Source organism: Nautilia sp., assembly GCF_053994455.1.
In genome coordinates, this window is the sequence record NZ_JBMYAU010000040.1 from 1 (window position 1) to 12540 (window position 12540).

A 12540-nucleotide genomic window follows, 5' to 3' on the forward strand; every position below is an offset into this window, starting at 1 on the left:
TTCGCATTTTAAAAACACCGGCTACATATTCACTCCGGACGAATATCAAAAAGTATTCTGTCAAGAAGCGAAAAAAGCAAAAGTAATAATAAAAGACTGCAACAAAATCGCCTCTTATCTTAAAAAATTGGATAAAAAATATCAGCTGATAGCAAAAAACTACAATATAAAAAACCTTGACGAGTTTGTTTTGTTTTTAATAAACTATTTAAACAGGGAAGACGCCTCAAAAGAAAAGGAAAACCTTGAAAACCTGTTTATATATACAAAAAGGGCCCTCGACGTTTTAGCGATTTTACCGATTGTAAGAAGCAAATACATAGCAATCAGACATCTTGATTTTATAAAGCCTTATATGGACAAAGACGAATACGACAAGTTGAGAATGGAATGGTTCGATTTTATAAGCGAATTCGATTCGTCGGTGGTGAAAAAAGGGGCTATGGTTGCCGGCATAAAAAGCGAAGACGCCCTGGAGGTTATAGACGCCCTTGTCAAAAAATTCGAAGAAAACCCTGAACTCGAATATCTCGTGGACTCTTTAATCTACACCCTTACCCCGAGTTACGCCCCTTTTATGAGCAATGAAATCGCTATTCTGAAAAAACAGCTAAAAGAAAACAGCTCTTTTATTTTAAGCAAAGCGTTTGCGGAAGATCTGAAAATACTCACAACAAAAAGAATCAGACTTGACAAAGAAGAACTTAAAAGAAAATTAAAAGACCTCGATCAGATTGCCGAAAGACTGTCAATTAAAATTCTGAGGATACTCGAAAAAACAGACGGCTCATCACAGGAAATAAAAAACATTACTTTAGAGCTTCAGAACTGGAGAAAAGAAGGCGAGGATTTTGAAACAGTAAAAGAAAAGCTGCTTACAATCGCAACATCAATAGACAAGGAATTAAGCCATTTTTCCGAAGAAATGAAAAAAGAAGACGAGGAAATCGTAAAACTTAGACACAAGGTACATTTTCTCGAAGGAAAATTAAAAGAACTTTCAAAAGAGGTCAAAACGGACTTTTTAACCAACATAGCAAATAAAAAAGCGGTAATGGACGAGCTTAAGAAACAGGAATCCGTATATAAAAGATTCGGTACGGTATATTCGATTGTTTTTTTCGATATAGACCATTTTAAAAACATTAACGACACATACGGACACGACGCAGGCGACGTCATACTCAAATCCCTCGGACTGCTGTTTAAAAGGTACGCCAGGGATATCGATATGATAGGACGTTTCGGAGGCGAGGAGTTTGTGGCGATTCTGCCGAACACCGAAAAAGAAGGTGCGTATAAATTCGCCGAAAAATTAAGAGAAATTATTCAAAAAACAAAATTTATGTATAAAAACACCAGAATAAACGTAACGGTTTCAGGCGGAGTGGCCGACAGAAACGAAACGAATTCAAGCGAAGAAACGTTAAAACTTGCCGATAAAAGGCTCTATCTTGCAAAAAGAAGCGGCAGGAACAAAATCTGCGCCGATGAGAAATGCTCTTAATAACGGAGAATTGAAAATTGAAAATTGAAAATAAAAAATATGATGTTTTTGAATTTTTAAACCGAAAACCCCTTTTTTATAAAAAAATAGACTTAAAAAGAATGCCGAACGCCTACAACCTCATCAAAGACAAAATAAAAATTCCTCCCGTCATACATATTATCGGAACAAACGGGAAAGGCTCGACCGGCAGGTTTTTAGCACACACACTTTTTAAAAGAGGATTCAATGTAGGACATTACACATCGCCTCATATAATGAAATTCAACGAACGGATCTGGATTAACGGCAAATGCATAAGCGACGAAAAACTTGAAAAATCACACCTGAGACTACAGTCTCTGCTTCCGAATGAAGTATCCGAATCGTTAAGTTATTTCGAATACACCACCCTGCTTGCGGCTTTGGCTTTTGAAGGACTCGATTTTGTAATAATGGAAGCGGGGCTCGGGGGCGAATTTGACGCCACAAACGTGTTTAATAAAAAAATTTCATTAATCACCACAGTAGACTACGACCATCAGGCGTTTTTGGGAAACACCATAGAAGAGATAGCGACCACAAAGCTGAATTCGATTGAAAACGAGGCGATAATCGGGAAACAAATACATAATAAATTGAGAATGGAGAATGGAAAATGGAAAATTACAGATTTTGCAAAGAAAATTAAGCCGAACTCTAAAATTTACCATTATTTAAACTTTTTTGAAAAAGACGAAATTAATAATTTAAAAAAAGAGTTTAAATTCGCCCCTTTTTTGTTTGACAATTATCTGCTTGCAATGAGCTTTTTGAAAAAAGAAAATATCCCTTTCAGCATAAAAGACCTAAACGGCCTCACTCTTCCCGGGAGAATGCAGGAAATCGAAAAAGATCTATGGCTTGACGTGGGACACAACCCCCTTGCGGCGAGGGCTGTTGTAAACTCGCTTCCCAAAAAAGTAAATCTGGTGTACAACACATATTCCGATAAAGACTATAAAGAAATATTAAGCATTCTAAAACCGAAAATTAATAAACTTTACCTTATAAAAGCGGACAACGAAAGAATGGAAAAGCCTGAAAAAATCAGAAAAACGGCAAAAGAACTCGGAATTGAAACGGAAGAGTTTAAAGAGATCAAAAAGCCCATGCTTGTCTTCGGAAGTTTCAGCGTGGCCGAGGAGTTTTTAAAGTGGAAAAAATCAAAAAAATTGCAAAAATCCTAAAAGAATACAACCCGAAAGCCCTGTATCTTTTCGGTTCGCGTGCAAGAGGGGACAATTTAGAAACTTCCGGCATAGACATTGCCATGGATATCGATTTGAATTTTAGGAAAAAAAGAAAATTAAAAGAAAAAGTAGACAAAGCCGCCGGGCTTTACAGCGTGGATTTGGTTTTTTTTGATGAAATGAGTGATGAATTTAAAGAAAAATCTTAAAAGAAGGAATAAAATTATGACGAAATCCGAAGCACTTTTTGAGAAGATTAAAAATATATATTTAGATTATCTTAAAAATCTTGATTTAAAGGTTTAAATTGCAGGCGAAAGTGTATGAATATTTAAAAAAAGAAAAATCAAGCATAGTAACCCCAAACTTAAAAGAAGCCAATTTATCGGGCGAAGTTTTTAAATACCTGAATATTCCGTATGTCGTTTTTCCAGATTTCAGGGCGGCACTCGGGGATGATTTAAGAAGCTTCAGAAATGAGATATTCGAGCTTAATAACGCTCTTTTTAAATATTACAACGAAAAACCGTTTTTCATTTCCCCTTACACCACAATACTGAAAAAACTGCCCCACAAAAGATATTTTAAGTCAATCAAAATGGAATTCGGCGATGATATTGATTTGAATGCGTTAAAAGAAAAACTGATTTTGTGGGGATACGAGCACGTGGACATAGTAAGCGAAAAAGGGGAAGTCAGTTTCAGGGGGGACATATTCGACATATGGCCCATAAACCTTGAAAAACCCGTAAGGGTTTCGCTTTTTGACACCGAAGTGGAAAGTATCAGAACATTTGAAGAAACAAGCCAGAAAAGCATTGAAGAGATAGAGTCTTTTACAATAATCCCGGCGATTGCGGCACTTGAAAAAGAAGAATACGACCAAATCTTAGAAAAAATAAATTCAAGCGAATTTTCGGCCTTTTACAAAGACTTTTATTCTTTGGGATTCTGGTATTTGGATAGAGAGTATTTAAGCGGTTTTGCACTTTTAAACGACTTAACCCAGGAAATAGCGGAATATAAAGAGTTTCATAAAGAGTTCAATCCCGAAATCGAAAAAGCGCCTGTTATTCCAAACGGCAAATGTAAAGATTTGAATGTAAAAAACATTAAAGAATTTTTAAACTTTCACAAAAATTCACACATAGAAATCATCGCCAAAAACGAAGTTTTGTTAAAAGAAGCGGGAATTTTAGAAGAGGTAAAATTAAGAGCGCCCCTTATAAAACATATAAAAAGCGGCGCCCATGTAAACATACAGTGTCCCGACAAATACATAATCTCCCTAAACCCGCCCGAATTTGAAAAAAGAAAAAAAACGAACCTTGTTTTGGATGAGATTAAAAAAGGCGATTTCGTAGTACACGAAGCCCACGGTATCGGTAAGTTCAACGGGCTTAAAAAAGTGGAAATCCTCGGCAAAATCGGAGAATACGCCGAGGTTTTTTACGCAAACGACGACAAACTGCTGCTGCCAGTTGAGAACCTGAACTTAATAGAAAAATACATTGCCCCGGGAGGCGTAATACCTGCACTTGACAAATTAGGTAAAGGTTCGTTTGCCAAAAAACGTGAAAAGATAAAAGAAAAAATCCTTTCAATGGCGGCGGATATTATCAAACTTCAGGCCGAACGTCAGTTAATAGAGCCTATTGCGCTGAATTTCGAAGACGTTAAAGAATTTATTCAAAAAGCCCCCTTTGTGCATACGCCGGATCAGAAAAAAGCAATTAACGACATACTTGAAGATTTCAAAAGCAAAATAATGGACAGGCTTCTCAGCGGGGATGTCGGGTTCGGTAAAACGGAAGTGGCGATGGTGGCGAGTTTCGTTGTTGCAAACTCGGGCTATCAGGTCGCCGTAATCGCTCCCACCACAATACTTGTAAACCAACATTTTGAGAGCTTTAAGGAAAGATTCAAAGACACGGATATAAAAATAGCCAAACTCGACAGATTCACTTCAGCCAAAGAAAAAAAGGAGATTATAGAAAAAATTAAAACCGGCGAAACAGACATAATCATATCAACCCATGCGGGACTGAACGTCAAATATAAAAATTTAGGACTCGTAATAATAGACGAAGAGCACAAATTCGGTGTAAAACAAAAAGAGAAACTAAAAGAAATCTCAAAAAACGTACACACCTTGTATATGTCCGCAACCCCCATTCCGAGAACGCTTAATATGGCACTTTCCCATGTCAAGTCCATCTCAACGCTCGAAACAGCGCCCAAAGGCAAACAGTCCACCAAAACGTTTGTAAAAGAATGGAGCGAAAACCTTATAAAAGAGGTTATTTTAAGGGAAATAAGAAGAGGCGGTCAGATTTTTTACATTTACAACAACATAGCCTACATCGAACAAAAGAAAAAAGAGATTCAAAACATCCTTCCGAATTTAAGAATTTTGGTACTGCATGCAAAACTAACCCCGGCACAGATAGAAAAAGGGCTTGTCGATTTTATAGCCGGAAAATACGATTTAGCACTTACAACCACAATCGTAGAAAGCGGAATACATATACCGAATGTCAATACGGTAATAGTGGAAAACGCCGATAAATTCGGAATTGCGGATCTTCATCAGATAAGAGGGAGGGTCGGACGCGGCAAACACGAGGGATACGCATACTTTTTGGTAAAAAACAAAGACGAACTAAGTGTTGACGCCAAAAAAAGACTACTCGCCCTTGAAGAAAACTCATTCCTCGGAAGCGGTCAGGTGCTTGCTATGAGGGACCTTGAAATCAGAGGGGGCGGAAACATACTTGGAGCCGAACAGTCCGGGCAGATAAAAGGCATCGGGTATTCGATGTATGTAAAAATGCTTGAAGACGCGCTTAAAGAGCTCAGCGGCAAAAAGGTAAAAGAGGACGAAGTCGAGGTTAAACTTAACATCAACGCATATATTTCGGATGAGGTTGTCAAAGAAGACAGATTAAGGCTTGATCTTTATAAGAGACTCTCAATGTGCAAAACCCTTAAAGATGTATACGAAATAGAAAAAGAGCTTATAGACAGGTTCGGAAAACTCGACAAACCTACCCAAAACTTTATAGAAAAGATAAAAATAAAAGTTCTGGCATCCGAAAAAGGTTTAAAATCCGTTTCAAACTACGGGCAAAACATCACCTTTATCCGTAATGACGGCAAAAAGGAATTTTTCAAAGCGGAAGCGAAAGACGACGACATCATACTGCAGGAGATATTAAAAAAACTTCAAAATTGACGATTCCTTATAAAAAGGACTGAAAATGTATGCCGCCGCGGTAATAATACTTGCCGTTTTATACGGTGTTTATACCTACAATTCGCTTGTAAAACTTAAAGAAACCGTAAAAAGCGCATGGAGCGATATAGAGGTACAGCTGAAAAAAAGGTTCAACCTCATCCCCGCTCTGGTAAAAACTGTAAACAACTATACAAAATACGAATCCGAAACATTAAAAGAGATAACCCGTTTAAGAAACGCGTTTGAAAAAGGAAATGAAGAAGAAAAAATAAAAATCTCCCAAAAACTAACCGACGAGTTAAACACTCTCTTAGCCCTCGCCGAATCGTATCCGCTATTAAAAGCCGATACACTGTTCAGTAAACTCCAAAACGAACTCTCCTTAACCGAAAACGACATAGAAAAAGCGAGAAGATACTACAACGCCTCGGTAAAGGAATACAATTCGAAAACAGCCTCTTTTCCTGATATGATAATTGCAAAATATTTCGGGTTTAAACCATACCCTTATTTCAAAACCGATAACAAAGTATATAAACCCCCTAAGGTGGGATAATGAAAAAATTAACCGCTGTTTTTTTAATGTTTGTATGCTTTTTGTTTGCGGATGAAATAAAAAATTACAATATTGAAATAAAAATAGGCGAACGTCAAACGTCTTTCAAATATGATTTCGATTATAAAATAGAGAGCTGCTGCATATCCTTTTATTCATACAGAAAAGATCTGGAAAATTTAAAAATAGAAGGCAAAGTAAGGGAATACAAAAAATACGACCTTAAAAAATTTTTAGGAATAGAAATACAAAACAGAAAACCGGGATGGTATCATTACACAATATCTTACACGTTAAAAAATAAAAATTTTTATTTTCCCCTCATTCAGTGGACGCACCCGGTTAAAAACCTAACCATTAAAATCGATTCCGGCATAGGACGAAAAATCATAATACAGACCCCCTCATTCTTCCGGACATTTGCCGCCGGAAATATTAAAAAGCATTTTGATTATCTGCCTAAAAACAGCTATATGTTAATTACCCTGAACAATTCCCACAAAACACCCGCTGACAAAAGAGAAAAAATAGACAGATACGTAGTAAGCGTAAAAATCTCCCCTAACGGGGATTTGGACGTTACAGAACTTATTTATTACGATTTCGGTTCTAAAAAACACGGAATCTACAGATACATACCGCAAAAAGACAATATCATCAAAATCCTCGACGTTAAAATGGACAATCGCGACGTACACTCCTTATATAAATTCAAAAACAACACCTTCTTTTTAAAAATAGGCGATAAAAACAGACTTATATCCGGCAAACACCTTTATACGATAAAATACAAAATCACACATACGGTAAATTCCTATGACAATAACAGTAATTTCATATCTTTTAACGCAATAGGCTCCGGATGGGATGTCGATATATACGACATAAAAATTTTATACACTCTTGCGGCAAATCTTAATAATTATAAAATCCGAACATTTCCCCCCGTAAATATGAAAAGGGTTGCCGAAAACAAAATTCTGTTTACATATCCCCACCTTCCGCCTTACAACGGAATAAAAATAAACCTGATTTTCGACAAAAACGTTATAAAAGAAAACACCCTCGGCTCCGAAATAAAATATTTTATTCCCCTTTTTATAATTTTCGTCGTCTGGCTTTTTTATTTTTACAAAAAATATTTTGCAAAGAACCTTACGGTTTCCCCTCAGTATTACCCGCCTAAATTAAACGTTTTAAAAACCGGGCTTATTCTCGACAGCTGGGTGGACGGAAAAGACATAACCGCAGCCGTGCTGCAGCTTGCTCAAAAAAAATATCTTCAAATTCAGGCCGAAGACAACTTTTTATATAAAAAATTCATCTTCAAAAAATTAAAAGAGTGCAAAGGTTGCGAATATGAAATGAAACTGCTTTTTGATTTCTTATTCAAAAATTCGGATATTTTCACTCTACCCTCTAAAAACGTCAGGTTTGATTCGGTAATGGAAAAAATAGAAAAACATCTTTATTCCTGGGCGGAAAAAGAAAACTATTTCAGCAAGGATGTGGAAAAAGAAAGATTTAAACTGATCTTCAAACTTTCGCTCATTATACTGCCCTTTCACCTGTATGCGACATACCAGGCGTATGTGAGCACGGGGGTTTTCGGAGGTATGTTCGGAATTTTTACTTATGTATTTTTTTTAATTATGGCGGCTAAACTGAACAGATACACAAACAGCAGAGTTTCGGTTTTCGTATTTATATTCGTATTTGTTTTTTTTCTTTTCGGACTTTATCTGACAGCCGGTTATTTTCTGATAATCAATTTAACCGTAGCCGCCCTTTTTCTTCTTTTGCTTTTGGATTACAAAATAGGTTTCTACACTCTTAAAGGATTAAAAACGAAACAGTACATTTTAGGTTTTAAAGAATTTGTAAAAAAAGTCGAAAAAGACAAAATCAACACCCTTTTAAAAGAAAATCCTCATTACCTCGACGAAACACTGCCTTACGCCGTTATTTTCGGATACGTAAAAAAATGGGAGGATTTTTACAATCAGTTTAATTTAACTTACCCCGGATACGGGGGAAATGTTTCACCGTCACATTTCACCTCGTCTTTTTCGTCATACGGTTCGGGTTCGAGCTCTTCTTCGGGAAGCGGAGGCGGAGGGGGAGGAAGCTGGTAAATTTGTAAAATTTATAAAAATTTATTTTTTATGGTATAATTTCATCCCCCCCTTTTTCAGAATTATAAAATGGAGAGATGGCCGAGTGGTTGAAGGCGCACGCCTGGAACGCGTGTGTGGGTTAACGCCCACCGAGGGTTCGAATCCCTCTCTCTCCGCCACAACTAACAAACTCCCGAAATTCAGGCATTTTTAACAATCAAATCCAAACAGTGTCATCTGTTTAGTGGGATTTTAACTGACAGTATGACTGTATTTTTTCCCATTATTTCTTTAATATCGGTTTTGAGTGCAGCATTCAAGACAAGGATTTTTTATAGTTACATGTATTCGGTTCATCCGTTATGTATGATTTTTTCAATTTTTATGTCGGTGCCGAATATTTCCCTTACTTTATTGACCACTTCTTCGGATTTATCTTTTAAAACAGAAGGCACAGATTTCTTTTCTTTTTCTACAGATAAAACCGATTCATTTTTTTTTTCGCACCTTACAGGCTCTATTTTCGTTCCGATACCGAATATTTCATTTATGAGAGGTCTTATAACAGGGGAGAAAAATCTTTTAAAAAGTTCTTTACATTCCGTATCGGGACAGCTTTCCCACGTTAAAACACCTTTTTCAAAAGAGATGAATTTAACGCTTGTTTCGAAACATACACCCAAATCAATATCTTTTTCTTTGATTTTTTTTATCAGTTTTTTAAACAGTTCTTCGGGATTTAAAGTTTTTTTTACATTCATTTCAGGATTATAGTTATTTATATTTATACTTTTTTCAAGATTCATTATCAGCTCGTCGATTTTATGAGGTTTTGTCGCCTCTACCATCCTGAAAAACATTAAACTCAATAAAAATTCATTGTCGGTATTGAGTTTCACAAGTTCCTTTATATCGGAGATTATGTTAAAAAACCTTTGAACCGTAATTAAAGGCAGGCTTCCTTCAAAAAGGGCCTCTTTTAAAAAAAAGATGATTTCATCCGTTACGGATTCTATATCGTAATCTTTGATTTTCATTATCATATTTTTAATTTCTTTTTTATCTCCCGATTTTATACTTTCAAAAATTCTGTTAATTATTTCGGGATTTACCACGCCCAACATTTCAACGACACTGTCAAGATCAATTTTGCCTTTTGAAAATGCGATTGCCTGATCAAGAAGCGTTAACGAATCACGAACGGAACCTTTAGCCGATTTTATAAGAAGTCTCAACGCTTCTTCTTCAAAAGCCGTATTCTCATTTACAAGAATCTTGATAAGATAATTATGAATCACATTATCCTGTATTTTATTAAACCTGAAATGCTGCACCCTGCTTAAAATTGTTGCGGGAAGTTTTAAAGGATCTGTCGTTGCCATAATAAATTTTACATATTCGGGCGGTTCTTCAAGGGTTTTAAGTAGGGCGTTAAAAGCTTCGTTTGTAAGCATATGAACTTCATCTATAATAAATATTTTATATTTTCCCACACTCGGCTTATATTTGGTATGTTCTATCAATTCCCTAATATCTTCAATTTTACGGTTGCTTGCGGCATCCATTTCTATTATGTCTATATGGCGGTTTTCATTCGCCATTACACAGTTTTCGCACTTCTCACACGGATTTGACGTAGGTCCGTTATCACACTGGAGCGCTTTGGCGAAAATTCTAGCCGTCGTCGTTTTTCCCGCTCCCCTTAAACCCGAAAAAAGATACGCATGAGCCACCCTTTTTCTGTCCAGGGAATTTACAAGTGTTTTGACAATCGCATCCTGACCTATTATTTCTTCAAAACGTTTCGGTCTGTATTTTAATGCTAATACCAACAACAAGCCTTTGGATTAATTTTTTCCGGACAAAATAGCTTCTACAATAGCATAAGCGACACTGTCTTTGTTTTCTAAAAAATCGTTGCTGAGCATTTCGTCATTAAATTCAAATTCGAAAAAGGATTGATTATTTACAAATTCCTGAAGATCAAAATTATTATTGATAAGAAAAAATTTATTTACCAAACTTCTTATATCGTCACTGACTTCTTCTCTTTCCAATAAATTTTTCAAATACTGAATCTCTTTATTGGTATTGGTTTTTAAGAGTTTACTAATAAAATTATATTTATCCTTATTGCACCAAATCATATTTTTTTTATAATCCTTTTAACGAAATATTCATAATAATTATATCCCGATATGGCTATATTGTCAATTGAATGGTATGCTAAAAAATTTTTAAACCCCCAAATATGTTAAATTCCGCACCTGATTATATAATGTGTATTCGAACGGAAATAAATTTTTCCTTTTAATTACAAACATTAAAAATATATTAAACCATTAAACAAACTTATTTTAAATTAAAACAACTTATTGAAAATAAGATTAAAATTTCACCGGGCAGTTATAAAAAAAGCTTATTGAGATTATTGATAATATAGTGCTGGTAGTGAGGGGGAGACTTGAACTCACTCACTCTATATTTTTATTGGTTTTCATTCGTTTTCATATATCCCTGAATTACGGGATTTTTGATTTTTACTTTTTGAGATGATATACTTTTAATATCGTTTTATGTCGTTTATCAGGGGACACCCAAAGGGACACCCTTTTGAGAAAGAGACTAAACGGAGACTAAAACTTCCACACTAAAAGGATTGAAAATGGCTATCAAAATCAGTGATTATGAAGACATCGGACTACCAAATATTAAAAGACATAAAAAAAATAAACTAAAATTTCTAATACAATTCAAACAAAACGGCAAAAAAGTCAGAAAAGTTATAACACTTAAAAAAAGACCCAATTGGACGCTAAGAGAATATAAAAAAGAGCTTATGAGAATACTTGCCGAACTCAAAAACGACGTAGAGGCTGGGTATAAACAAAACGAAAATATGAAAGTGGATGAACTTTTTGAGCTTTTTATGCAAAACAACCCGACAAGTGAAAGCTGGGATAAAAAAAGAAGGGAAATATATAAAAGATACGCAAAGGATGAAATCGGCTCTAAAAGACTAAAAGACGTCAAACCTTTGCATATCGGGAAAATTATATCAAAAATGAGAGATAAAGGCTTATCAGCTAATACCCAAAACAAAGTGCTGGTTATTTTACGCCCAATGTTTGAATTTGCAATTCACAATAAGCTCATAAAAGAAAATCCGGCAAAAGAGATACACATTAAGCAAAAAGACACCAAAAAGATTGTAATAAACGCACAGGAGAAACTAAAAAAAATATATCAGGGTATTATGGAACTGTATGCCGACGACCCTTATTACAGGGCATTTTTCCTTTTTGCACTCAGCGGCAGAAGAAAAAGCGAAATACTTACTCTTAGATGGGAAAATATCGATTTTGAAAATAATTACTATTGGATAGCGGACGCAAAGCCGAATGAAAATCAACGATACGACCTGCCGCCTTTAATCAAAGAGGCTCTGCTTGAGCTTGGAAGAAAAAACAGAGGCTGGGTATTTTTCAGCTTTAAAAATCCCGCCGAACATTTAAAAAAACCGGACAGACAGATAGACAGGCTGAAAAAGTATCTTAATATGCCTGAATTTCATATGCACTACTGCCGCCATATATTAGCCTCAGCCTTAATCGAAAAAGGAATACCTACTTCAATCGTCAGCGGGGTATTGGGGCATAAAAACGCAACGACTATCAACAGGTATGTGAGTATCAATTATCACTCTTCCACCCAGCAGGCAAATCAGGAAATGCTGGAGATAATAAAGCCGAAATAAGCCTCTTTTTTCTTTTAGGTTTATATACTACCTGCTGAGGTGATTTTTTGATTGTAGGGCTGTTTTAGAGCGAATTAAGAGTATATTTTATAGGATAATGAGCTACAAAAATTATTTACACCCGTTTTTTGTTTCGATATATTATAGCAAACGA

At 35.6% G+C, this 12540-nt stretch carries 9 protein-coding genes and 1 tRNA gene; 8 read left to right on the forward strand and 2 right to left on the reverse strand.

Annotated elements, in window-relative coordinates; translation table 11 throughout:
• The 7 genes from ACXJIE_RS02725 to ACXJIE_RS02755 all read left to right on the forward strand — a co-directional run.
• Window positions 1-1507: GGDEF domain-containing protein (locus tag ACXJIE_RS02725; protein WP_456479444.1), on the forward strand; the 1507-nt coding region annotated here is incomplete at its 5' end.
• A 17-nt stretch (window positions 1508-1524) separates the two neighbouring features.
• Window positions 1525-2715, forward strand: a complete 1191-nt coding sequence (locus ACXJIE_RS02730) for a bifunctional folylpolyglutamate synthase/dihydrofolate synthase (protein WP_456479445.1) — start codon at window positions 1525-1527, stop codon at window positions 2713-2715.
• A complete protein-coding gene (locus tag ACXJIE_RS02735; protein ID WP_456479446.1) occupies window positions 2682-2927 on the forward strand; it encodes a nucleotidyltransferase family protein in 246 nt (81 codons plus the stop codon). Before ACXJIE_RS02730 ends, ACXJIE_RS02735 begins: the two co-directional genes overlap by 34 nt.
• A gap of 98 nt (window positions 2928-3025) precedes the next feature.
• Complete coding sequence (mfd, locus tag ACXJIE_RS02740; RefSeq protein WP_456479447.1) at window positions 3026-5953, forward strand: transcription-repair coupling factor; 2928 nt, start codon at window positions 3026-3028, stop codon at window positions 5951-5953.
• Between the two features lie 25 nt (window positions 5954-5978).
• Window positions 5979-6512 (forward strand): LemA family protein, encoded by a 534-nt coding sequence (locus tag ACXJIE_RS02745; RefSeq protein WP_456479448.1) that lies wholly within the window; start codon window positions 5979-5981, stop codon window positions 6510-6512.
• Window positions 6512-8647, forward strand: a complete 2136-nt coding sequence (locus ACXJIE_RS02750) for a DUF2207 domain-containing protein (RefSeq protein ID WP_456479449.1) — start codon at window positions 6512-6514, stop codon at window positions 8645-8647. Before ACXJIE_RS02745 ends, ACXJIE_RS02750 begins: the two co-directional genes overlap by 1 nt.
• Before the next feature lie 71 nt (window positions 8648-8718).
• Window positions 8719-8808, forward strand: a tRNA-Ser gene (locus tag ACXJIE_RS02755).
• A 174-nt stretch (window positions 8809-8982) separates the two neighbouring features.
• On the opposite strand, the gene ACXJIE_RS02760 is transcribed toward ACXJIE_RS02755, so the two are convergent.
• Both ACXJIE_RS02760 and ACXJIE_RS02765 read right to left on the reverse strand, forming a co-directional pair.
• On the reverse strand, window positions 8983-10461 hold the full coding sequence (locus tag ACXJIE_RS02760) for a DNA polymerase III subunit gamma/tau (RefSeq protein WP_456479450.1): 1479 nt from the start codon (window positions 10459-10461) through the stop codon (window positions 8983-8985).
• A gap of 15 nt (window positions 10462-10476) precedes the next feature.
• Window positions 10477-10776, reverse strand: coding sequence for a hypothetical protein (locus ACXJIE_RS02765; RefSeq protein WP_456479451.1), 300 nt, complete (start codon window positions 10774-10776; stop codon window positions 10477-10479).
• A gap of 518 nt (window positions 10777-11294) precedes the next feature.
• Between ACXJIE_RS02765 and ACXJIE_RS02770 the strand changes: the two genes are divergently transcribed.
• Window positions 11295-12386, forward strand: a complete 1092-nt coding sequence (locus ACXJIE_RS02770) for a tyrosine-type recombinase/integrase (RefSeq protein ID WP_456479452.1) — start codon at window positions 11295-11297, stop codon at window positions 12384-12386.
• Window positions 12387-12540 lie beyond the last annotated feature (154 nt).